General features: G+C 60.5%; 22 protein-coding genes. 2 read left to right on the forward strand and 20 right to left on the reverse strand.

The genetic code is table 11. The annotated features are described in order from the left end of the window. Window positions 1-49: 49 nt before the first annotated feature. The 8 genes from fabF to yceD all read right to left on the reverse strand — a co-directional run bounded on the left by fabF (window position 50) and on the right by yceD (window position 6187). Window positions 50-1291 (reverse strand): beta-ketoacyl-ACP synthase II, encoded by a 1242-nt coding sequence (gene fabF / locus MC269_RS11275; RefSeq protein ID WP_081141023.1) that lies wholly within the window; start codon window positions 1289-1291, stop codon window positions 50-52. Between the two features lie 85 nt (window positions 1292-1376). After that, complete coding sequence (acpP, locus tag MC269_RS11280; RefSeq protein WP_025901771.1) at window positions 1377-1613, reverse strand: acyl carrier protein; 237 nt, start codon at window positions 1611-1613, stop codon at window positions 1377-1379. Window positions 1614-1766: 153 nt separating this feature from the next. Then, window positions 1767-2501 (reverse strand): 3-oxoacyl-ACP reductase FabG, encoded by a 735-nt coding sequence (fabG, locus tag MC269_RS11285; RefSeq protein WP_239952455.1) that lies wholly within the window; start codon window positions 2499-2501, stop codon window positions 1767-1769. Between the two features lie 10 nt (window positions 2502-2511). After that, window positions 2512-3444 (reverse strand): ACP S-malonyltransferase, encoded by a 933-nt coding sequence (gene fabD / locus MC269_RS11290; protein ID WP_239952456.1) that lies wholly within the window; start codon window positions 3442-3444, stop codon window positions 2512-2514. Between the two features lie 16 nt (window positions 3445-3460). Beyond that, window positions 3461-4414: a beta-ketoacyl-ACP synthase III gene (locus tag MC269_RS11295; RefSeq protein ID WP_239952457.1), complete on the reverse strand. Its 954-nt coding sequence runs from the start codon at window positions 4412-4414 to the stop codon at window positions 3461-3463. After that, window positions 4415-5455, reverse strand: coding sequence for a phosphate acyltransferase PlsX (plsX, locus tag MC269_RS11300; RefSeq protein WP_239952458.1), 1041 nt, complete (start codon window positions 5453-5455; stop codon window positions 4415-4417). A 25-nt stretch (window positions 5456-5480) separates the two neighbouring features. Further along, entirely contained in the window at window positions 5481-5651 is a 171-nt protein-coding gene (gene rpmF, locus MC269_RS11305) for a 50S ribosomal protein L32 (protein WP_007885783.1), read from the reverse strand. Window positions 5652-5665: 14 nt separating this feature from the next. Beyond that, window positions 5666-6187: a 23S rRNA accumulation protein YceD gene (gene yceD, locus MC269_RS11310; RefSeq protein ID WP_239952459.1), complete on the reverse strand. Its 522-nt coding sequence runs from the start codon at window positions 6185-6187 to the stop codon at window positions 5666-5668. Window positions 6188-6327: 140 nt separating this feature from the next. Between yceD and MC269_RS11315 the strand changes: the two genes are divergently transcribed. Then, a complete protein-coding gene (locus tag MC269_RS11315) occupies window positions 6328-6912 on the forward strand; it encodes a nucleoside triphosphate pyrophosphatase (protein WP_239952460.1) in 585 nt (194 codons plus the stop codon). 13 nt (window positions 6913-6925) lie between these two features. Here the strand turns inward: MC269_RS11315 and rluC are convergent, their stop codons facing one another. Further along, complete coding sequence (gene rluC / locus MC269_RS11320; protein ID WP_239952461.1) at window positions 6926-7882, reverse strand: 23S rRNA pseudouridine(955/2504/2580) synthase RluC; 957 nt, start codon at window positions 7880-7882, stop codon at window positions 6926-6928. Between the two features lie 571 nt (window positions 7883-8453). Here rluC and rne point away from each other — a divergent pair. After that, on the forward strand, window positions 8454-11786 hold the full coding sequence (rne, locus tag MC269_RS11325) for a ribonuclease E (protein ID WP_239952462.1): 3333 nt from the start codon (window positions 8454-8456) through the stop codon (window positions 11784-11786). Between the two features lie 145 nt (window positions 11787-11931). Here the strand turns inward: rne and flgL are convergent, their stop codons facing one another. From flgL to flgB, 11 genes are all read right to left on the reverse strand, one after another. Next, a complete protein-coding gene (flgL, locus tag MC269_RS11330; protein ID WP_239952463.1) occupies window positions 11932-12897 on the reverse strand; it encodes a flagellar hook-associated protein FlgL in 966 nt (321 codons plus the stop codon). Between the two features lie 11 nt (window positions 12898-12908). Next, on the reverse strand, window positions 12909-14549 hold the full coding sequence (gene flgK / locus MC269_RS11335; RefSeq protein WP_081141014.1) for a flagellar hook-associated protein FlgK: 1641 nt from the start codon (window positions 14547-14549) through the stop codon (window positions 12909-12911). A 120-nt stretch (window positions 14550-14669) separates the two neighbouring features. Then, the gene (gene flgJ, locus MC269_RS11340) at window positions 14670-15608 is read right to left on the reverse strand and encodes a flagellar assembly peptidoglycan hydrolase FlgJ (RefSeq protein ID WP_081141013.1); all 939 of its coding nucleotides are present in this window, start codon (window positions 15606-15608) and stop codon (window positions 14670-14672) included. Between the two features lie 2 nt (window positions 15609-15610). Continuing rightward, entirely contained in the window at window positions 15611-16711 is a 1101-nt protein-coding gene (locus MC269_RS11345) for a flagellar basal body P-ring protein FlgI (protein WP_371824338.1), read from the reverse strand. Between the two features lie 19 nt (window positions 16712-16730). Beyond that, window positions 16731-17441 carry a flagellar basal body L-ring protein FlgH gene (locus MC269_RS11350; RefSeq protein ID WP_081141011.1) on the reverse strand — a complete coding sequence of 237 codons (711 nt, stop codon included), beginning with the start codon at window positions 17439-17441 and terminating at the stop codon, window positions 16731-16733. Window positions 17442-17505: 64 nt separating this feature from the next. Beyond that, the gene (flgG, locus tag MC269_RS11355) at window positions 17506-18288 is read right to left on the reverse strand and encodes a flagellar basal-body rod protein FlgG (RefSeq protein WP_033750971.1); all 783 of its coding nucleotides are present in this window, start codon (window positions 18286-18288) and stop codon (window positions 17506-17508) included. A gap of 15 nt (window positions 18289-18303) precedes the next feature. Further along, complete coding sequence (locus MC269_RS11360; RefSeq protein ID WP_081141010.1) at window positions 18304-19062, reverse strand: flagellar basal body rod protein FlgF; 759 nt, start codon at window positions 19060-19062, stop codon at window positions 18304-18306. Between the two features lie 20 nt (window positions 19063-19082). Further along, window positions 19083-20300 carry a flagellar hook protein FlgE gene (gene flgE / locus MC269_RS11365; RefSeq protein WP_239952464.1) on the reverse strand — a complete coding sequence of 406 codons (1218 nt, stop codon included), beginning with the start codon at window positions 20298-20300 and terminating at the stop codon, window positions 19083-19085. Window positions 20301-20326: 26 nt separating this feature from the next. After that, window positions 20327-20998, reverse strand: coding sequence for a flagellar hook assembly protein FlgD (flgD, locus tag MC269_RS11370; protein ID WP_239952465.1), 672 nt, complete (start codon window positions 20996-20998; stop codon window positions 20327-20329). Window positions 20999-21010: 12 nt separating this feature from the next. Then, window positions 21011-21415: a flagellar basal body rod protein FlgC gene (flgC, locus tag MC269_RS11375; protein ID WP_033789486.1), complete on the reverse strand. Its 405-nt coding sequence runs from the start codon at window positions 21413-21415 to the stop codon at window positions 21011-21013. A 2-nt stretch (window positions 21416-21417) separates the two neighbouring features. Next, window positions 21418-21831: a flagellar basal body rod protein FlgB gene (gene flgB / locus MC269_RS11380; RefSeq protein WP_081141007.1), complete on the reverse strand. Its 414-nt coding sequence runs from the start codon at window positions 21829-21831 to the stop codon at window positions 21418-21420. Window positions 21832-21904: the final 73 nt, after the last annotated feature.

A 21904-nucleotide genomic window follows, 5' to 3' on the forward strand; every position in this document is an offset into this window, starting at 1 on the left:
AATAGAAAAAAGGCCCGCATGTGCGAGCCTTTTGGCAGAACGTGAAGCGTCAGACCTTACGGAAAATCAGCGAGCCGTTGGTGCCGCCGAAGCCGAAAGAGTTACACAGCGTGTACTCCAGACCGCTGACCTGGCGCGCCGTATGGGGCACGAAGTCGAGGTCACAGCCTTCATCTGGATTATCCAGGTTGATAGTCGGCGGAACAGCCTGGTCGCGCAGCGCCAGAATCGAGTAAATCGACTCTACCGCGCCCGCCGCGCCCAGCAGGTGGCCGGTCATCGACTTGGTCGAGCTGACCATCACGGTTTTCGCCGCGGCGCCGAAAATCGATTTCACCGCCTGCGCTTCCGCTTTGTCACCGGCCGGCGTAGAGGTGCCGTGCGCGTTGACGTAGCCGATCTGCTCAGGCGACAGCTGCGCGTCACGCAGCGCATTTTCCATCGCCTGGGCCGCGCCTGCGCCGTTTTCCGGCGGCGAAGTCATGTGGTAAGCGTCGCTGCTCATACCGAAGCCGACGATTTCCGCATAGATTTTCGCGCCGCGCTTTTTAGCGTGCTCATACTCTTCCAGCACGATAATGCCTGCGCCGTCGCCCAGCACGAAACCGTCGCGATCTTTATCCCACGGACGGCTTGCCGCCTGCGGGTTGTCGTTGCGCGTGGAGAGCGCGCGCGCCGCGCCGAAGCCGCCAACGCCCAGCGGCGTACTGGCTTTTTCTGCGCCGCCCGCCAGCATCACGTCAGCATCGTTATAGGCGATGATACGCGCCGCATGGCCGATGTTGTGCACGCCTGAGGTACAGGCCGTCGCGATAGAGATGCTGGGGCCTTTCATGCCGTACATAATCGTCAGATGGCCGGCGATCATGTTGACGATGGTCGACGGCACAAAGAACGGACTGATTTTGCGCGGACCGCCGTTGACCAGCGAGGTATGGTTCTCTTCGATCAGACCCAGTCCGCCGATGCCAGAACCGATCGCCGCGCCAACGCGGGCTGCGTTCTCATCGGTCACGACCAGACCCGAATCCTGCATGGCCTGCACGCCGGCAACAATGCCGTATTGGATGAAGTCATCCATCTTGCGCTGATCTTTGCGCGAGATGATTTCATCACAATTAAAATCTCTTACGATGCCTGCAAAACGGGTTGCATAGGCACTCGTATCAAAATGGTCGATCAGGTTAATGCCGCTCTGACCGGCAAGGAGAGCACTCCAGGTAGACTCTACGGTTTTGCCGACAGGAGACAACATGCCAAGACCGGTCACAACTACACGACGCTTAGACACGTTCGTCCTCCAGGGAGGGGGAAATAAAAACTCTGTGGGACAAGCATAAAACTCAGGCGGTCGAGCGACCGCCTGAAGGTATTCATTAGCCTTGGTGGCTATTGATGTAGTCGATCGCTGCCTGAACGGTAGTGATTTTCTCAGCTTCTTCGTCTGGAATTTCAGTATCAAACTCTTCTTCCAGAGCCATTACCAGCTCAACGGTGTCAAGAGAATCAGCACCCAGGTCTTCAACGAAAGATGCAGAGTTAGTTACTTCGTCCTCTTTCACACCCAGCTGCTCAGCAATGATTTTCTTAACGCGTTGTTCGATATCGCTCATACTATTTAATTTCCTATCAAAACTCGCTTTCGCGATGGTTTTCGTAGTGTATAAAATGTTGAAAAAGATGCAACAAAATCCCGGCTGGTCGAACCACGATTTTACGCTATTTTGCGGTTTTTACCGCAAATAATGCAAATGATTTCGTGAATATCAGACCATGTACATGCCGCCATTGACGTGCAGCGTCTCACCCGTGATGTAGGCTGCTTCGTCAGAGGCTAAGAATGCAACAGCATTGGCGATTTCCTGCGCGTCGCCTAAACGACCTGCGGGAACCTGCGTCAAAATGCCGGAACGTTGATCTTCGCTCAGTGCACGCGTCATGTCCGTCTCGATAAAGCCCGGAGCCACGACGTTTACGGTAATGCCACGTGACGCGACTTCGCGCGCCAGTGATTTGCTAAAGCCAATCAAACCCGCCTTGGCTGCTGCGTAGTTTGCCTGACCCGCGTTGCCCATGGTGCCAACAACGGAACCAATGGTAATGATACGACCCACGCGTTTTTTCATCATGGCGCGCAATACCGCCTTGGAAAGGCGGAAAACCGACGTCAGGTTGGTATCCAGGATATCCGCCCATTCGTCGTCTTTCATGCGCATCAACAGATTGTCACGCGTAATGCCTGCATTATTGACCAAAATGTCTACTTCGCCAAATTCTGCGCGAACCTTCTCCAGCACGCCTTCGATCGATGCGGGATCGGTCACATTCAGCAGCAGACCTTTGCCGTTATCGCCGAGGTAAGCGCTGATGGCTTCTGCGCCGCTTTCGCTGGTCGCGGTGCCGATCACTTTGGCGCCGCGCGCCACCAGCGTTTCTGCGATGGCGCGACCAATGCCGCGGCTCGCGCCGGTGACCAGCGCAACTTTACCTTCAAAGCTCATGTTTTTCCTCTTATTCCTGTTCAAGGGCCGCAGAAAGCGACGTCGGATCGTTTACCGCTGCCGCCGTCAGGCTGTCCACAATGCGTTTGGTCAGGCCCGTCAGCACTTTGCCCGGCCCCATTTCCAGCAGCTGGGTCACGCCCTGCGACGCCATAAATTCCACGCTCTCGGTCCAGCGAACCGGGCTATAGAGCTGACGCACCAGCGCGTGACGGATTGCCGCCGCGTCGCTTTCGCATTTGACGTCAACGTTATTGACCACCGGCACCGATGGCGCGTTGAAGGTGATGTTTTCCAGCGCCACCGCCAGCTTATCGGCGGCTGGCTTCATCAGCGCGCAGTGCGACGGCACGCTGACCGGCAGCGGCAGCGCGCGCTTGGCGCCTGCGGCTTTACAGGCGGCGCCCGCACGTTCAACCGCCTCTTTGTTGCCGGCAATCACCACCTGGCCCGGCGAGTTGAAGTTCACCGGCGACACCACCTGGCCCTGCGCGCTCTCTTCGCAGGCTTTGCGGATCGCTGCGTCGTCCAGGCCGATAATCGCCTGCATCGCGCCGGTGCCTTCCGGCACCGCTTCCTGCATCAGCTTGCCGCGCAGCTCCACCAGTTTAATGGCGTCGGCGAAATCAAGCACGCCGGCGCACACCAGCGCAGAGTATTCGCCGAGGCTGTGACCGGCCATCAGCGCCGGCTGCTTGCCGCCCTGCTGCTGCCAGACGCGATAGATCGCCACGGAGGCGGCCAGCAGCGCAGGCTGCGTCTGCCAGGTTTTATTCAGCTCTTCAGCCGGTCCGTTGCTGACCAGCTGCCATAAATCGTATCCCAGCGCGTCGGACGCTTCGCGGAAGGTTGCTTCCACCTGCGGATAGCTTGCCGCCAGTTCAGAGAGCATACCGACGGTCTGTGAACCCTGACCGGGAAAAACAAAGGCTAATTGCGTCATTTTTCTTTCCTGTGAATCAAAAGCGAACCAGCGCGGAACCCCAGGTGAAACCGCCACCAAAGGCTTCCAGCAGAATCAGTTGTCCGAGTTTGATACGGCCGTCGCGTACCGCTTCGTCCAGCGCGCTGGGCACCGACGCCGCCGAGGTGTTGCCGTGACGATCCAGCGTGACCACGACTTTATCCATGCCCATGCCGAGCTTTTTCGCCGTGGCGCTGATGATGCGCAGGTTAGCCTGATGCGGCACCAGCCAGTCGAGCATTTCGCGATCGAGATTGTTGGCCTGCAGGGTTTCATCAACGATGTGCGCCAGTTCAGTCACCGCCACCTTGAAGACTTCGTTGCCCGCCATGGTGAGGTAGGCCGGTTCGTCCTGATGCGCGCGATCCTGATAGGGCAGCGTCAGCAGTTTGCCGTAGCGGCCGTCGGCGTGCAGATGGGTAGAGATGATGCCCTGCTCTTCGCTTGCGCCTAATACCACCGCGCCCGCGCCGTCGCCGAACAGAATAATGGTGCCGCGATCCTCAGGATCGAGGGTGCGCGCCAGCACGTCGGAGCCAATCACCAGCGCATGCTTCACCGCGCCGTTTTTAATGTACTGGTCCGCCACGCTGAGCGCGTAGGTAAAGCCGGCGCAGGCGGCCGCGAGGTCGAACGCGGCGCAGTCGTTGATGCCCAGCATCTGCTGGATCATGCAGGCTGAACTGGGGAACGCGTGGCTGGACGAGGTGGTGGCGACGATAATCAGTCCGATCTCGCCTGCCTCTACGCCCGCCATCTCCAGCGCGCGCTGCGCGGCGGCGAAGCCCATGCTGGCGACGGTTTCATCCGGCGCGGCAATGCGGCGCTCGCGGATGCCGGTGCGGGTTACGATCCACTCGTCCGACGTCTCCACCATTTTTTCCAGATCTGCGTTCGAACGCACCTGGCTAGGCAAATAGCTGCCCGTACCGATAATTTTGGTAAACATCTAGGCTTTGTCACTCCTGGCTAATACAGCATCAAGGCGCGCGGCGATTCGTTCGGGAACCTGCCGTCGCACCGCCTGCTCTGCCTGTTCTATCGCCACGGCGAACGCGCGTTGATTCGCCGCGCCGTGACTTTTGATCACTGTTCCGCGCAATCCTAACAGACAAGCGCCATTATACTGGTCGGGGTTGAGATGACCGAAGCGCTGCGCCAGACGTTTCTGAATCCAGCGCCCCAGCAGCTTCAGCCACCATGACCGTTTTTTCCCCTCACCTGACGACTTCAGCAGAGAGAGGAACATTCTTACCACGCCTTCCATGGTTTTCAGCGTGACGTTGCCGACGAATCCGTCACACACCAGCACATCTGTTTTGCCGGTAAGCAGGTCGTTGCCTTCCAGGTAACCAATATAGTTAATCTGTGCGGACGCTTTCAGCGTGCTGGCGGCGGCACGGATGCTCTCCAGCCCTTTGGTCTCTTCCTGACCAATATTGAGCAGCGCCACGCGCGGGTTGGGGATCGCTAACACCTCTTCCGCCATTACCGCGCCCATTACGGCGAACTGCACCAGCATCTCGCTGTCCGAATCCACGTTGGCGCCCAAATCCAGCACCACCGTTTTACCGCGCTGCTGATGCGGCAGCACGGTCATTAACGCCGGGCGCTCAATGCCGTCCAGCGGTGTGACCAATAATTTCGCCAGCCCCATCAGGGCGCCAGTGTTGCCGGCGCTGATGCAGGCCTGCGCTCGTCCCTCTTTTACCAGCTCCAGCGCAACGCGCATCGAGCTGCCGCGACTGCTGCGGATCGCCTGAGAGGGCCGCGCATCACTTGCAATAACCGATTCCGCAGGAATAACCTGCAAACGCCCCAGTAAGGAGGAATCCGCTTTGGCAAGCAATGGGGTGATGTCGTCGGGGATGCCGACCAGAAGAAGATTGAGATGCGAATGAGAGGCCAGTGCCTGCAAAGCTGCAGGCACTGTCACGCAGGGACCGAAGTCCCCGCCCATGGCATCAATAGCCAGGGTCAAACGTGTCAAAGTATCACCTTGCTAAGCGCAAGTCTTACTTGGTGATAACCTTGCGACCGCGGTAGTAGCCATCCGCAGTGATGTGGTGACGCAGATGCGTTTCGCCAGAAACTTTATCTACAGACAGGGCAGCGGTGGTCAGCGCATCGTGCGAACGACGCATGCCACGCTTAGAACGGGTGGGTTTATTCTGTTGTACGGCCATGGACCTTACTCCTATTACTTACGCTTTAAACTGGCTAATACGGCAAATGGGTTTGGTTTTTCCGCCTCTGCAGGCAATTTGCCAAAGACCATGTCCGCCTCGGACACTTCACAGTGTTCAGAATCATGCACCGGAACGACCGGCAGGGCGAGAATGATTTCATCCTCGATCACCGCCAGCAGATCGATTTCGCCAAAATCATCGACATCGATCGGCTCGTAGGCTTCCGGCAGTGCCTCTGCCTGCTCATCATTTGAGACAGGACTGAAGCAATAGCTTACGTGGACAGCGTGAGGAAACGGCTGGTTGCAGCGCTGACAGCGCAATGTAACCTGCACATCCGCTGTACCTTGCAGTACGGCGAGGCGCTGGCTGTCAACCGCAAACGACATGGCACATTCCACGTCACTGTCCACACTAACAACTGAGTCGGCTACGCGCTCCACCAGTTCAGGGGTGTAAACGCCCTGATAATCCAGGCGTTTTTGAGCGGCGCGGACCGGATCCAGCGTCAGGGGTAATTTTACCTTTTGCATAGGGCGCGCATATTAACTTTGTAACGTCATAGAGTCAAAGAAAAAGGCCGTGTGACAGCATCTTTCACCAGTTATTCGCATCCAGTGCGGCGCACAGTTTAAAATGAGTGTCACCAATTCGCCATTACTATTGTGAAAAAATGCCTGACTCCCTTGTTTTAGCTTCGACCTCGCCTTTTCGCCAGGCGCTTTTAGGCAAGCTCGGCCTGCCGTTTATCACCGCCGCGCCTGCGGTCGATGAAACGCCGCGCCCCGGCGAAGATGCCGAAACCCTGGTGACGCGCCTCGCCGTCGCCAAAGCGCAGGCGCTGGCCGCCGACTATGCCGACAGCTGGATTATCGGCTCCGATCAGGTGTGCGTGCTCGACGGCGCGATCACCGGCAAACCGCACACGCCCGATCGCGCCTGCGCGCAGCTGCGCCAGGCGAGCGGCAACGCCATTACCTTCTATACCGGGCTGGCGCTCTACCATCCGCGCAGCCAGCGGCTGCTGCAGTGCTGTGAACCTTTTGTGGTGCACTTCCGCGATCTCAGCGAGGGAGAGATCCGCGCCTATATAGAGAAAGAGCAGCCTTTGCAGTGCGCGGGGAGTTTTAAAAGCGAAGGGCTGGGGATCTGCCTGTTCGAACGGCTGGAGGGGCGCGACCCGAACACGCTGGTCGGCCTGCCGCTGATTGCGCTCAGCGGCATGTTACGAACGGTCGGCATCAATCCGCTGGAATGATGCCGACGGCGCGTCAGCGCTTCTGCTGACGCAGCGCCTGCAGGCAGCGCTTGAGTTCTTCATCCAGCGGCGCCTCGAGACGCAGCGTCTCGCCGCTGGCGGGATGGGTAAAGGTCAGCGCGGCGGCGTGCAGAAACAGGCGACGCAGCCCGGTGCTGGCCAGCTGGCTGTCGAACTCGCGCTCGCCGTAGCGATCGTCGAAGGCGATAGGATGGCCGGCGTGCAGCGTATGAACGCGGATCTGGTGGGTGCGGCCGGTGACCGGGCTCGCCTTCACCAGCGTAGCGAATGCGAAGCGCTCCTCGACCTTAAAGCGCGTCTCCGAAGGCTTGCCTTCGCTGCTGACGCGCACCACGCGCTCGCCGCTTTGCAGAATATTTTTCAGCAGCGGCGCCTGCACCGCTTTCACGTGCGACGGCCAGTTGCCGCGCACCAGCGCCAGATAATCTTTCTGCATCCCCTTTTCGCGCAGCTGCTCGTGCAGCGAACGCAGCGCCGAGCGCTTCTTGGCCACCAGCAGCACGCCAGAGGTATCGCGGTCAAGGCGATGCACCAGCTCAAGGAAGCGCGCCTCAGGCCGCAGCGCGCGCAGTCCTTCGATCACGCCGAAGCTCAGCCCGCTGCCGCCGTGCACCGCGGTGCCGGAGGGTTTGTTCAGCACCAGAATGTGCTCATCTTCATAGATGATCGCCTCCGCCAGCGCTGCCACCTTTTCCAGCTTCGGCGACACCGCCTGCTCTTCGCGCTCGGCAACGCGCACCGGCGGAATACGCACTTCGTCGCCCTCTTCCAGCTTATACTCTGGTTTGATGCGTTTTTTATTCACCCGCACCTCGCCTTTACGCAGGATGCGATAAATCATGCTTTTCGGCACGCCCTTCAGCTGGGTGCGCAAAAAGTTGTCAATGCGTTGTCCGGCATTTTCAGCCGAAATGGCGACAAGCTGTACGCCGGGATTCTCTGTTTTCATGGCGGCGATTCTAAATAGTGTCCTGTGATAGCGCCACCCCTTTTTCTGTGCTTAACTCTCCTCGTGTCGCGCGAAAAAGCGCAGCGTGCGCTGGCTTTTTCAGCAACCCGCTCAATCGTCCGACATATTAAGGTGTTAAGCATCACTAATCTTCATCAGGCGGTGAAAGTCGCCTTGCTATATGAAGGTGAGCAATGGAATAATGCCTGAGTTTCTCGTCTGATCACTTTTCAGGCCAGAAAAAGAGCTAATTAGTCATTTTGCCGAATGAAACGGACACGCAGCAATGGCGTAAGACGTGATGTTTATTCAGGCACTTAGCGGGCTGCGGGTTGCAGCCTGGACGGAAGTTTGAGATGCAGGAGTTTACAATCTCTCTCAGGCATTTCAGCGCAACGGCGCTGTTTTTCCTTATGAAAAACAGGCCACCGACGTTATTTGCGCCCCTCGCGCAGTCGACAACCGGGAGGTTGACGTAAAGCACTTAGTCACGGGGCCATCGGTCAGAACTCGTCCAGGGTAACTATGCCCGCAGCTTTATCACTCATGTGAGAATAACGAGTCAGATACGATGAAAAGAATGTTAATTAATGCAACTCAGCAGGAGGAGTTGCGCGTTGCCCTGGTTGATGGACAACGTCTGTACGATCTGGATATTGAAAGTCCCGGACACGAACAGAAAAAAGCCAACATCTATAAAGGTAAAATCACCCGCATTGAACCCAGCCTTGAAGCGGCGTTTGTCGATTACGGCGCTGAACGCCACGGTTTTCTCCCTCTGAAAGAAATCTCCCGCGAATATTTCCCCGCCAGCTATAACGCGCAAGGTCGTCCGAATATCAAAGACGTGCTGCGTGAAGGCCAGGAAGTGATCGTGCAGATTGATAAAGAGGAGCGCGGCAACAAAGGCGCGGCGCTGACCACCTTTATCTCTCTGGCGGGCAGCTACCTGGTGCTGATGCCAAACAACCCGCGCGCGGGCGGCATCTCTCGCCGCATCGAAGGCGACGACCGCACCGAGCTGAAAGAGGCGCTCTCCTCGCTGGAACTGCCGGACGGCATGGGCCTGATCGTGCGCACCGCGGGCGTTGGCAAATCCGCTGACGCGCTGCAGTGGGATCTGAGCTTCCGCCTGAAGCACTGGGAAGCGATCAAAAAAGCGGCGGAAAACCGCCCTGCGCCCTTCCTGATCCATCAGGAAAGCAACGTTATCGTGCGCGCCTTCCGCGACTACCTGCGCCAGGATATCGGCGAGATCCTGATCGACAACCCGAAAGTGCTTGAGCTGGCGCGTCAGCATATCGCCGCGCTCGGCCGCCCGGACTTCAGCAGCAAGATTAAACTCTACACCGGCGAGATCCCGCTGTTCAGCCACTACCAGATCGAATCGCAGATTGAGTCCGCCTTCCAGCGTGAAGTGCGTCTGCCTTCTGGCGGCTCTATCGTTATCGACAGCACTGAAGCGCTGACCGCTATCGACATCAACTCGGCACGCGCCACGCGCGGCGGCGATATCGAAGAGACGGCGTACAATACCAACCTGGAAGCGGCCGACGAGATTGCGCGCCAGCTGCGCCTGCGCGACCTGGGCGGTCTGATCGTCATCGACTTTATCGATATGACGCCGGTACGCCACCAGCGCGCGGTGGAAAATCGCCTGCGCGAAGCGGTGCGCCAGGATCGCGCGCGTATCCAGATTAGCCATATTTCACGCTTCGGCCTGCTGGAGATGTCGCGTCAGCGCCTTAGCCCGTCGCTGGGCGAGTCGAGCCATCACGTCTGTCCGCGCTGTAGCGGCACCGGCACCATCCGCGACAACGAGTCGCTGTCGCTGTCGATTCTGCGCCTGATCGAAGAAGAAGCGCTGAAAGACAACACCAAAGAGGTGCACGCCATTGTGCCGGTGCAGATCGCCTCTTACCTGCTGAACGAAAAGCGTGAAGCGGTGAATGCGATTGAGAAGCGCCAGGACGGCGTTCGCGCGATTATCGTGCCGGACGATCGTATGGAAACCCCGCACTACTCGGTGCTGCGCGTGCGCAAAGGGGAAGAGACCCAGACCCTCAGCTACCATCTGCCGAAGCTGCACGAAGCAGAAATGGCGATGCCGTCAGAAGAAGAGCACGCCGAGCGTCGTCGTCCAGAGCAGCCTGCGCTGGCCGCGTTTGTCATGCCTGACGCGCCGCCAATGCCAGCAGAGAAGCCGGTAGAGCAGCCGAAAGAGGAGGCGCAGCCGGTGGCCAAACCTGCCGCGGCCCCTGCCCCAACCGCCGCCAGCACCAGCGGAACCGGCTTCTTTAGCCGCCTGCTGAAAAAACTGTTTGGCAGCAACGAACCTGCACCGGCACCGGTTGTTGAGGAGGCGGCGGCGCCTGCGCCGCAGGCCAGCAGCGAAGAGAGCGACAGCAGCGCCAAAGAGCGCGGCGACCGTCGCAACAATCGCCGCAACAATAATAACCGTCGCGAGCGTACGCCGCGCAACGGCGACAATCGCGAGCCGCGCGAAAGCCGCGAACCGCGTGAAAGCCGTGAGCCGCGTGAAAACCGCGAGCCACGCGAAAACCGCGAACCCCGTGAAAATCGTGAGCCGCGTGAAAACCGCGAACCGCGCGACAACGCTGACGCACGCCGCAACAAGCGCCAGGCGCCGCAGAACGAGGCGCGCGAAGAGCGCACACCGGTTCTGAGCGAGGAAGCGCGCCAGCAGCGTGAAGAGCAGCAGCAGCAGCGTCGCGAACAGCGCGCTGAACGCCAGCGTCGTCGTCAGGAAGAGAAACGCGCGCAGCAGGACGCGAATAAAGCCGTTGAACCGGCGGTCGCTGAAATCGTTGAGTCACCAGAGGCGCAGGAAGAAGAGCGCGTTCAGGTGATGCCGCGTCGCAAGCCGCGCCAGCTGGCGCAGAAGGTGCGCGTCGGCGGCGAGAGCGAGCAGCCGGCCGAAGATGCGGTCGCGCCGCAGCCTGAGGTGGCGTACAGCGCGCCGCAGAGCGAAGAGGCAGCGCCGATCGAGCAGGATGACGCGGAAAACCGCGATAACGGCAATATGCCGCGTCGCTCGCGCCGTTCGCCGCGCCACCTGCGCGTCAGCGGTCAGCGTCGTCGTCGCTATCGTGACGAGCGTTATCCGACCGAGTCCGCTATGCCGCTGGCCGCCGCCGCTGCGTCGCCAGAGATGGCGTCCGGCAAGGTCTGGGTACGTTATCCGGTCGCTCAGCCGGTTGAGACGCAGGAAACGCAGAACGACGTGCAGGACGAGATCCAGCAGGAAACCGCAGCCGCTATCGCGCTGCCGGTCGCGGCTGACGAGATCGTGCCGCAGGCTGCTGCTGAAGCGACCCCGCAGGCTGACACTGTGCATCAGGCTGAGCCGCAGGCGGAAACGCCGGTAACGCTGGTGAATACCGACAACACCGCGCCGATCGACGCACCGGTTAACCATGAACCTGCCGTGATCCCGGCCGCGCTCGAAGCGCAGGCAGACGCGATCGCGGAACAGGCGGAGCCGGCTGCGCCAGTAGAAGAAGAGGCGCCTGCCGTCGCCACGGAGATCGCCGCTGAAGCGGCCCATGACGTGACGCCGGAAGCGGAAGCGCAGGTTGCAGAGGTGCTGAACGCGCCGGTTGCGGCGGAAAGCGCGCCTGAACCGGTTAGCGAACCGCATGCGCCGGTCCCGGCACGCGACGTCGCGCCGCAGGCAACCGCGCCGCAGGAGGCCGCCGTTCGCTTTACCCATCACGCTACCGCGCCGATGACCAAAGCACCGGCACCAGCCTGGCAGCCGGAGCCGGTTCGCCACAGCGACTGGGTGCGCGCGCCGTTCGCCTTCGAGGGCAAAGGCTCAGCGGGCGGTCACAGCGCCTCGCATCAGGCCACCGCCCCGGCGACCCGTCCTGACAGCCTCTAATCCGACGCAATAACCTTCCAAACCCCGGCTTGCCGGGGTTTTTTATTGCCGCCGTTTAACAGGCAAAAAAAATCCCACGATGCCGGTCAGGGTCGTGGGACAAAATGAGCATGTCCGGTTCAGGCATGCTCGAATGGGGTTTTTATTAGCTGTTAAGCTGGAACAGCGACAGCTTGGACATGTCGGTAAAGGTCTTATAAGAAGCCTGCAGCGCCGTCTGCTGCATGGTGTAGCTGGAGATGGCCGAGGTATAGTCGGTGTCGACCAGGTTGCTCATTTCGCTGCTCAGGATCACGTCGCGGTCGTCGCCCTGACCGTCCAGCGTGCTCAGCTCAGAGAGCTGGGTGCCGATTTCGGAGCGCACCGTCAGCACGTTATTCAGCGAGTTGCTGAGGCCGCGGTTGGTTTTATCCATCGCATCCTGGAACGTCTGTTTAGTAGCGTCGTCGGCATCTGCCTGCGGCGTCTTCAGGGCAGCAATCGCGCTGTCGAGCATATTAAAGAGATTGGTTTCGCTGGCGCTGCCGTCTGGCTCTTGAGTGGCGTTGCCGGTAATCGACATAAAGATATCGTCGCCGGTGTGCCCGACGGTCATGGTGCGGCTGGTGTCGACCTTCTGCGTGATGGCGTCGGTGCCGCCGACATAGCTGACGGCGCCGCTGCCGTTGTCGGCGAACGGCGCGCTGTCGGTTTTGTAGCCGGCGAAGATATAGCGGCCGTTGCCGTCTTTGCTGTTCGCCAGGTTCAGCAGCTGCGAGCGCAGCCCTTCCAGCTGGGTGGCGATAGAGCCGCGGTCGTCGTCGCTCAGCGTGCCGGTAGAGCCGTAAACGATCAGCGTCTGCGCGTCCTGAATGGTGCTGGTTACGCTGCTGAGGGTGTTCTCTTCCATCGACAGCCCCTGATTGGCGAAGGTGCGCGCCAGCGCATACTGGCTGCTCTGCGCCTGGCTCTGCGCCACCACCACCGAGCGTGACGCGGCGATAGGATCGTCTGACGGATTGTTGACGCGGCGGCCGCTGGAGAGCTGCTCGCCGACTTTCAGCCAGGAGGCTTGCGAATCGGAAATCCCGCGCACCTGCTGGTTAAAGATCATGTTGGTACTGAGTCGCATGGTTCTTTTCCTTAGCTGATGTTGAGCAGCGCGTCGAAGATGGTGCTGGCGGTTTGCAGCACCTGCGCGTTCGCCATGTAGTACTGCTGATATTTGGTCAGGTTGGCGTACTCTTCATCGAGGTTGACGCCGGAGACGGACTGCTGACGATCCGTCAGCTGATCCACCACGTTTTTCTGCGTGGTGCTGGCGGTTTCCAGCGTGCTGGTTTTGTTGCCGACGCTGCTGACGATGCTGGCGTAGGCCTGTGACAGCGTGGCGTTGCCGTTCACCAGGTTGGCGTCCTGCAGATCCAGCAGCTTCTGCGCGTTGCGGTTGTCGCTTTCGCCGCCCGTTGCACCCGCCGCGGCAATTTGCGATTCATCGGTGATCGCCACCGACATGCCGCTGATGACGTTCTGCACCGGCTTCACCAGGAAGCTGTCTTTGGCGTTTGGCGTGCCGCTTACCGTCAGCTGCAGGCCGTCGAAGCTCAGCGTGGCGTTGCCAGAGGCGTCGGTGCCCGCTGTCGCGGTGATCTTGACGTTGTCGGAGGCGCGCGTCACGTTCCAGTTGGTGCCGTCATAGCTGACGGTGTAGTTAGAGGCTTTCAGCGCGCTGCTATCGGTCCAGGCCGCCGTCACGGTGGTGGTGGAGCTGTTTTTGCTGTTGCTGACCACCGACGGGCTGCCGATGTTAAAGAAGTCGGTGCCCTGATCGCCGTTGCTGTCGTAGCCCTGCTTGTGCACCTCGTTAAAGCTGGTGGTAAAGGCGGCCGCCAGCTGGCCGAGCTGGTTCTGCGCGGTGTCGAGATCCTGCGAGCGGAACGCCATCAGGCCGCCCAGCGAACCGGTGGTGATGCTTTTCTCGGCGATTTCCACATTGCCAGCGCTGTTATCCACATAGCCGACGGTGGTGCGCGACGGATCGCTGCTGGAGGGCATCGCCACCAGACTGGTGGCTTTGTTGCCGTTAACCAGCGTCAGGCTGCCCATGGAGACGATATAGTTGCCATCCTGCTTCGAGACGCTGACGCCGACGATATCGTTAAGGTTGTTCACCAGCTGATCGCGCTGATCCAGCAGATCGTTCGGCTGCGCGCCGTCGGCGGTGCTGAGTTTGGCGATCTGCTTGTTGAGATCGGCGATCTGGCTGGTATAGGTGTTGATCTGATCGACGTTCGAGGCGATGTCGGTGTTGACGCTGCTCTGCATATTAGTCAGATACTGCGAGGTGGTCTGGAACTGGTTCACCAGACCCTGCGCATAGCTCAGCATCGACTGGCGCGCCGAGGGATCGTCCGCGTTGCTCACCACGTTCTGCAGGTTAGTAAAGAAGCTCTGAATTGACGTCGAGAGGCTGGTGGTCGAGGTAGAGAGCAGATCGTCGATATTGGAGATCTGCGAATACTGGGTGTTGGCCGCGCTGTAGGTGGCGCTGGAGCCGCGCAGCTGCGCCGTGATGAACTCGTCATATTCGCGCTGCACGCCGGTGATGCTGGCGCCGTTGCCGTAGTAGCTGCTGCCCTGCAGCGTGCTGTTGGCCTGCGACAACAGGATCGTCTGCCGCGAATAGCCCGCCACCGTGTAGTTCGTAATGTTATTACTGGTGGTGCTCAGCGCCGCCTGTGCGGCGCTCAGCCCACTCATCGCAGAGTTTATTATGCTGGACATCTCGGTTCCTTTCTTTCCCGTTAACCGGGCTGGCAGTCAATAGTGCTCGCCCGTGCGCGCAAACGCGTCTGGCATCTGCAACTGTTATCGGCGTGCTTAAGTGAAACTTGAGGCTTAACGCTAGAAGAGATCGTTTAAATCTTTGCTGTACGCCTTTACCACTTTTTCGCCCATGTTTTTGAATTGCTGGATCATTCCCACCAGCTTCTGCGCATATTTGGGATCGGTGGCGTAGCCGGCGGCCTGCAGCGCGTGCGCGCCCTGCTCGGCGCTCTGCGCGCTGGTGACCGCGGCGTAGCGCGGGTTGTTCGAGAGAAGTTTGACGTAGTCGGTCAGCGCCTCGAAATAGGAGTGGTAGACGCGGAAGCTGGCGCGCACCTTCTTCGCCTCGCCCTGGTCATATTCCGTGGTCATGATATCGGTGGTTTCGCCCTTCCAGTCGCCGCTCGCCTTGATGCCGAAGACGTTATAGCTCGGCTTGCCGTCGCGGGTCAGGATCTGACGCTGGCCCCAGCCCGACTCCAGCGCCGCCTGCGCCAGGATCAGATGGTGCGGAATACCGCTGCTGGCGCTGGCGGCCTGCGCAGGCTGCGCCAGCTGCGCGATAAACTCGCTGCTGTCGGCCGGCAGGTTCGCCGGCGACACCGGCAGGCGCGGCAGCGCCTTACGCACCATCTGCTCCAGCTGGCTGGAGGCCGCCGCGCTGTAGATAAAGCTTTCATCGAGCGGCATCGGCACGGTGCCGGCGCGCTCGTCGGGCGCCTGCGCCGGCTGCATCTGTTTAACGATCAGATCGGCCATGCCCAGCCCGCGCTTGCCGATCTCCTGCGCAATCTGCTGATCGTACATCGAGGTGAACATTTTGGTCGATTCGTTGCTGAAGATGCCGTCCTGCGGCAGCGCTTCGCGCATGCTCTTCATCATCATCTGCACAAACATCCCCTCGACCTGCTTCGCCACCTGCAGCGCCTTGCCTTTCGGATCGGTGCTGGCTTCGCGCTTCAGGTCGTTCAGCGAGCGGCTGTCGAACGCCGCATTGGTCAGCGATTGCGTATCCATCGTCAGATGATTTCCAGTTTGGCGCGCAGGCAGCCCGCGCTCTGCATCGATTGCAAAATCGACATCAGCTCGATAGGCGATGCGCCTAAGGCGTTAAGCGCGCGCACCACGTTGTTCAGGTTGGCGCTGGCGTTGACGCGCTGCAGCGCCCCGCCGCTCTGGCGCAGATCGATCTGCGTCTGCGGCGTCACCACCGTCTGACCGCCGGCCAGCGGCGTATTCGGCTGGCTAACGTTCTGCGACTGGTTGACCGTGACCGACAGGTTGCCCTGCGCCACCGCACAGGTGTTCAGCGTCACTTCGCGGTTCATCACCACCGAGCCGGTGCGCGAGTTAATAATCACTTTGGCGTCTTCAATCGGGATGGCGACGTCGATGTTCTGGATCTCCGCCAGCAGGCGCACCTGCGAGCTGTTGTTGGGCGAGACGCGCACCTGCACGGTGCGGGCGTCGAGCGCGGTCGCCGCGCCGTAGCCGCCGCGTCCGTTGATGGCGTCGGCGATGCGCTGCGCCATCGAGAAATCTTCATTGTTGAGCTGCAGGTTAAGGGTGTTCTGGCTGCCAAAGTTGCTCTGCAGCTCGCGCTCGACGGTGGCGCCGCCGGTAATGCGGCCGCCGTTGAGCTGGTTGACCTGCACGCTGCTGCCGCCCGCCGACGCGCCCGCGCCGCCAACCAGAATATTGCCCTGCGCCAGCGCGTAGACCTGGTTGTCGACCCCCTTCATCGGCGTCATCACCAGTGTGCCGCCGCGCAGGCTTTTGGCGTTGCCGAGCGACGAGACTACTACGTCGATGGTCTGCCCCTGACGGGCGAAGGCCGGCAGCTGCGCCGTTACCATCACCGCCGCGACGTTTTTCAGCTGCATGTTGGTGCCCTGCGGCACGGTGATGCCGAGCTGGGAGAGCATGTTGCTGACGGTTTGCGTGGTGAACGGCGTCTGGGTGGTCTGGTCGCCGGTGCCGTCGAGGCCCACCACCAGGCCGTAGCCGATCAGCTGGTTGTTGCGCACGCCCTGCACGCTGGTGAGATCGCGAATGCGATCCGCGTGGGCGCTCAGGCAGAGGCCAAGCAGCAGGCTCAGGCCCAACAGTAAACTTTTCACACTTTTCATCATGACCTCATTACATCGGCGCAACGTTCAGGAAGAAACGCTGGAACCAGCCCATGGTCTGCGCTTCATTGATATAGCCGTTGCCGACGTACTCGATACGGGCATCGGCCACCGCGGTCGACAGCACCGCATTGCTGGCGCTGATGGTGCGCGGATTCACCACGCCGGAGAAGCGAATAAACTCCGTGCCCTGGTTGATCTCGATCTGCTTCTCGCCGACCACGCGCAGGTTGCCGTTCGACAGCACCTGATTCACGGTCACGGTAATGGTGCCGGTGAAGGTGTTGTTAGCGGTGGCGCCGCCTTTGCCGGCGAAATCGTTTTTGCCGTTGGCGCCGAGGTTGGCTTTCGCGCCGTCGCTGCCGACCAGGCCGTTCAGACCGGTAGGAATAGCGTCGAGGCCGAAGCTGGCGCTGCCGTCACGCGTGGCGTTGGCCGAGGAGCTTTTGCTGGCGCTGACGTTCTCCTGCAGCGTAATGGTGAGCGTATCGCCGATATTGCGCGGGCGACGATCCTCAAACAGCGGCTGATAGCCGTAGTTGAGCGGCGCGACGCCCTGGAAAATGGAGCCGTTGACCACCGGCGGCGCGGAAGGCAGCGGCTGTGCCGTCGTTGCGCCCTCCACCAGCGGCGTGCGCGGCACTAACGCACAACCGTTAAGGGTCAGCAGCAGTGTCGCCGCCAACCAATGTCCAGGCTTTATATTCAGTTGCTTCGCCACGGAGTCACGACCTTATAGATGTGTTGACTTCAGGCCAGCCAGCGCTGGCCCTGATAACCGGAAATTAGATCTGGGTTAACTTCTGCAGCATTTGATCGGAGGTGCTGATCGCCTTGCTGTTGATTTCATAGGCGCGCTGCGTCTGGATCATGGTGACCAGCTCTTCCGCCACGTTGACGTTAGAGGTTTCCACATAGCCCTGATAGAGCAGGCCTGCGCCGTTCTGGCCTGGGGTGCTCTGGGTCGGCGCGCCCGACGCCTGGGTTTCCTGGTAAAGGTTTTCGCCCATGCTGTCGAGACCGGCGTCGTTGATAAAGGTGCTGATGGTCAGCTGCCCCACCTGCGCCGGGTTGGTCTGGCCCTGCTGCGTCACGCTCACCACGCCGTCGCGCGAGATAGTGATGCTGGTGGCGTTGGCCGGAATGGTAATGCCCGGCTGCACCGGATAGCCGGCGTTGTTAACCAGCTGGCCGTTCTGATCCACCTGGAAGGAGCCGTCACGCGTATAGGCGGAGGTGCCGTCCGGCAGCTGCACTTCAAAGTAGCCCTGGCCGTTGATCGCCACATCTTTCGAGTTGCTGGTCTGCGACAGGTTGCCCTGGGTGTGCAGGCGCTCGGTGGTGACCGGACGCACGCCGGTGCCGATCTGCAGGCCCGACGGCAGCGTGGTCTGTTCAGACGACTGCGTGCCCGGCTGACGCAGGGTCTGGTACATCAGATCTTCAAACACCGCGCGCGAACGTTTAAAGCCGTTGGTGCTGACGTTCGCCAGGTTGTTGGAGATGACGTCCATATTGGTTTGCTGGGCGTCAAGACCGGTTTTGGCGATCCATAAGGAACGAATCATCTGTTTTCCTCTGCCTTAGCTGCTCATGTTCAGCAGCTGATTGGCTTTTTGTTCGTTTTCGTCGACGTTGGTGATGACTTTCATCTGCATCTCGAAACGTCGGGCGTTGGCGATCATATCGACCATGGTTTCGACCGGCTTGACGTTGCTGCCCTCCAGCACGCCCGGCATTACCTGCACCGTGGCGTCTGCCGCCAGCGCCGCGCCGCGCGTCGCCTGCGCCTGCTGGGTCGGACGGAACATGCCGTCGTCGCCGCGCTGCATCTCTTTGCCGGTGGCTTTCACCAGCTTCAGCTTGCCGATCTGCACCGTGGCGTTAGGCGCATCGCCCGCATTACGCGAGGTGATGGTGCCGTCCGTTGCGATGGTCAGCTCGGCGCCCTGCGGCACCGCAATCGGACCGCCGTCGCCCATGACGGGATTGCCCTGGACGGTCAGAATGCCGGTCGAGCTGATCTGCATGTTGCCGTTGCGGGTATAGGCCTCGCTGCCGTCGGCGGTGCGCACCGCCAGCCAGCCATCCTCGCCCATCGCCACGTCCAGCGTGCGTCCGGTGTTGTCCATCGCGCCCTGGCTCATATCGGCGCCGGGCGTCGAGGCGGCCACCAGCGTGCGCGTCGGCAGCGACCAGCCGCTGACCGGCACCGCACGCAGCGCGTTGAGCTGCGCGCGAAAGCCCGGCGTCGAGGCGTTGGCGAGGTTGCTGGCCGTAACGGCCTGCTGATCCAGCGTCTGGCTGGCCGCGCCCATCGCGGTATATATCGCGTGATCCATAAAGCAATCCCGTTAGTGAATTAACGCAAGTTGACCAGGGTGTTGAGGATCTGGTCCTGAGTTTTGATGGTCTGGGCGTTCGCCTGATAGTTGCGCTGCGCCACGATCATGTTGACCAGCTCTTTGCTCATATCGACGTTCGACGCTTCCAGCGCGCCAGAGGTCAGCGAGCCGTAGGTGCCGGTGTTCGCCAGACCAATTGCCGCCTGACCCGAGGAGCTGGTAGCGGACCAGACGTTGTCGCCCTGCGACTGCAGCCCTTCCGGGTTAGAGAAGCTCGCCAGCACGATCTGACCCAGCAGCTGGGTTTTCTGGTTGGAGTAGCTGCCGGTAATGGTGCCGTCATCGTTAATGGCGTAGCTGGTCAGGTCGCCCGGCGCGTAGCCATCCTGCGTCGGGTTGCCGAAGGTAGTGGTGCCGGTGTTCTGCTGCAGGCTGCCGAGCATGCTCAGGGAGATGCTCTGGTTGCCCGCCGCGCCGTTGGAGCCGTCGATGGTCAGGTTGACCGTGTTGCCGGTGCCGCCGTTGATGCCGGTCAGGCCGCCGTTAGCGTCAAACGTCAGGGTAAAGTCGCCCGCGCTGGTGCCGGTGGTGGAGTCCATCGCATGCACCGTCCAGTTGTTATCGGCGGTTTTGACGTAGTACATGTCCAGGGTGTGGTCGTTACCCTGTGAGTCATAGACCGTCATGGTGCTTTTGGCGTTGTAGCTGTCGACGTCGCTGGCGCTGAAGGTGGTCACGCTCGGAATGGTGCTGGTGGAGTTCAGGTTCGCCACCTGGGTCGCGGTGGTGGTGGCGCGCGCCGCCATCTGCGTGGTCGGAATGCTCAGCGCCACCGGGTTGGCACCGGTCTGCACGGTCGGCGGCGTGCCGCTCACCGGATAGCCGGTCACGGTCAGCCCCTGGGTGTTCACCAGGTTGCGGTTCTCATCCAGCGTGAACTGGCCGTTGCGCGAATAGTAGACCGCGCCGCTGGTGTCGGTCATGCGGAAGAAGCCGTTGCCGCTCAGCGCGACGTCCAGGCCACGGCTGGTGGTGGTGGTCGAGCCGTCGTTAAAGTTCTGGATCACCGCCGCCACTTTGGTGCCGAGGCCGACGTTGGAGCCGGCGAACATATCGGCGAAGGCGATGGTGCTGGACTTAAAGCCCGCGGTCGCGGAGTTGGCGATGTTGTTGCCGATAACGTCCAGGTTGCTGGAGGCAGCGCCCAGGCCGCTCACCGCTTGGGAAAATGACATGTGTATTTCTCCTGTTTAGAGATGAATCAGAGAATCTGACGTACTTCATCAAGGGTTGCGGAGCCCATGGTGCCGAGATCCAGTTTGGTGGTGCTGTCTGCCGTCGACACGCCGTTGACGTAGGCGTAGTTGAGCGGCTGAGCGACCAGCTGCGTGCTGCCATTGCTGGCGGCGATTGAAACCGTATATTTGCCGTCCGGCGCGGTGGAGCTGTCCGCCAGGGTGCCGTCCCACGAGAAGGTGTGCACGCCGGAAGAGAGCGCGCCCAGATCGATGGTGCGCACCACGTTGCCGCTTGAGTCTTTAATGGTGGCGGTGGTGGCGGTCGAGGCGGTGGTCAGCTCGACGCCGAACGGCGTGGTGGTGCCGCTGCCGACCAGCACCTGCGATCCGTCCACCATCACGCCGTGGCCAATCAGCGTCGAACTCTGCAGCGACTGGCTGGTGCTGATCTGGCCGGAGATCGATCCCAGCGTGGTATTGAGTTTTTCAATGCCGCTCAGGGTGTTGATCTGCGCCAGCTGGGTGGTGAGCTGGCTGTTGTCCATCGGATTGGTGGGATCCTGGTTCTGTAACTGCGTCACCAGCATGGTCAGGAACTGATTTTGCAGATCCTGCGCCGTGTTGCTGGTGCTGCTGCTGGATGAGCTGAGGACCGTGGGGTCCAGATTCTCATTGACGCCTACCGCAATGCCCATGTCGTTTCTCCGTTAAGAACCCATCGTCAGGGTTTTCATCATCATTGATTTCACGGTGTTCAACACCTCAACGTTGGCCTGGTAGCTGCGCGACGCCGACATGGTGTTGACGCTCTCCGCCACCACGTCGACGTTCGGCATCTTCACGTAGCCCTTGTCATCCGCCAGCGGGTTGCCTGGGTCGTAGACCAGCTTCGCCGGAGAGGGATCGTCCAGCACCTGCGCCACTTTCACGCCGCCGGTCGCCGCGCCGGGCGCCGCATCGGTCTGGAAAACCACCTGCTTCGCCACGTAGGGCTTGCCGTCCGGGCCGGTGACGCTGTCGGCGTTGGCCAGGTTGCTGGCGCTGACGTTGAGTCGCTGGGATTGCGCGGTCATCGCTGAGCCGGCAATGTCAAAAATATTCAGCAATGCCATGTTTATTGCCCTTGTAACACGCTCATCATGCCCTTGATCTGGCTGCTGATGAGGGTGAGATCGGTCTGATACTTCAGACTGTTGTCCGCGAACTGGGTACGTTCGCGATCCATGTCGACGGTGTTGCCGTCGGCGGCAGGCTGATCGGGAATGCGATAGAGCAGATCCGCTGACGCCGCCGAATTGACCTGCGCCTCGATATGGCGCGGCGAGGTGACTTTCAGCGCCATGCCGCTGCCTTCGGCGCGGCCGTTCTTCATGACCCGACTCAGCTCGCTGGCAAAGTCGATATCCCGCGCCTGATAGCCTGGGGTATCGGCGTTGGCAATGTTAGACGCCAGAATCTCCTGACGTTGCGCACGCAGGTTGAGAGCTTCGGTGCCGAACTGCAGCGCAGCATCCAGTTTGTCGAGCATGCTTCCTCCGCGAATGAGAATTTCGAGCGGACAGCTTAAGTGGGAAAAAGCAAGGGCTATCGTCTGAATAACG

The organism is Pantoea sp. Z09, assembly GCF_022394795.1.
Taxonomy (GTDB): domain Bacteria; phylum Pseudomonadota; class Gammaproteobacteria; order Enterobacterales; family Enterobacteriaceae; genus Pantoea; species Pantoea latae.

Bases quoted from the DNA above. Each gene is read 5' to 3' on its own strand.
- fabG (WP_239952455.1), bottom strand. From the start codon at position 2,501: ATGAGCTTTGAAGGTAAAGTTGCGCTGGTCACCGGCGCGAGCCGCGGC.
- flgB (WP_081141007.1), bottom strand. From the start codon at position 21,831: ATGCTCGACAAACTGGATGCTGCGCTGCAGTTCGGCACCGAAGCTCTC.
- MC269_RS11360 (WP_081141010.1), bottom strand. From the start codon at position 19,062: ATGGATCACGCGATATATACCGCGATGGGCGCGGCCAGCCAGACGCTG.
- flgE (WP_239952464.1), bottom strand. From the start codon at position 20,300: ATGTCATTTTCCCAAGCGGTGAGCGGCCTGGGCGCTGCCTCCAGCAAC.
- fabD (WP_239952456.1), bottom strand. From the start codon at position 3,444: ATGACGCAATTAGCCTTTGTTTTTCCCGGTCAGGGTTCACAGACCGTC.
- yceD (WP_239952459.1), bottom strand. From the start codon at position 6,187: ATGCAAAAGGTAAAATTACCCCTGACGCTGGATCCGGTCCGCGCCGCT.
- acpP (WP_025901771.1), bottom strand. From the start codon at position 1,613: ATGAGCGATATCGAACAACGCGTTAAGAAAATCATTGCTGAGCAGCTG.
- rpmF (WP_007885783.1), bottom strand. From the start codon at position 5,651: ATGGCCGTACAACAGAATAAACCCACCCGTTCTAAGCGTGGCATGCGT.
- flgJ (WP_081141013.1), bottom strand. From the start codon at position 15,608: ATGGATACGCAATCGCTGACCAATGCGGCGTTCGACAGCCGCTCGCTG.
- rne (WP_239952462.1), top strand. From the start codon at position 8,454: ATGAAAAGAATGTTAATTAATGCAACTCAGCAGGAGGAGTTGCGCGTT.
- flgC (WP_033789486.1), bottom strand. From the start codon at position 21,415: ATGGCATTGCTGAATATTTTTGACATTGCCGGCTCAGCGATGACCGCG.
- flgD (WP_239952465.1), bottom strand. From the start codon at position 20,998: ATGGGCATTGCGGTAGGCGTCAATGAGAATCTGGACCCCACGGTCCTC.
- flgG (WP_033750971.1), bottom strand. From the start codon at position 18,288: ATGATTCGTTCCTTATGGATCGCCAAAACCGGTCTTGACGCCCAGCAA.
- flgK (WP_081141014.1), bottom strand. From the start codon at position 14,549: ATGTCCAGCATAATAAACTCTGCGATGAGTGGGCTGAGCGCCGCACAG.
- flgL (WP_239952463.1), bottom strand. From the start codon at position 12,897: ATGCGACTCAGTACCAACATGATCTTTAACCAGCAGGTGCGCGGGATT.
- MC269_RS11315 (WP_239952460.1), top strand. From the start codon at position 6,328: ATGCCTGACTCCCTTGTTTTAGCTTCGACCTCGCCTTTTCGCCAGGCG.
- rluC (WP_239952461.1), bottom strand. From the start codon at position 7,882: ATGAAAACAGAGAATCCCGGCGTACAGCTTGTCGCCATTTCGGCTGAA.
- MC269_RS11295 (WP_239952457.1), bottom strand. From the start codon at position 4,414: ATGTTTACCAAAATTATCGGTACGGGCAGCTATTTGCCTAGCCAGGTG.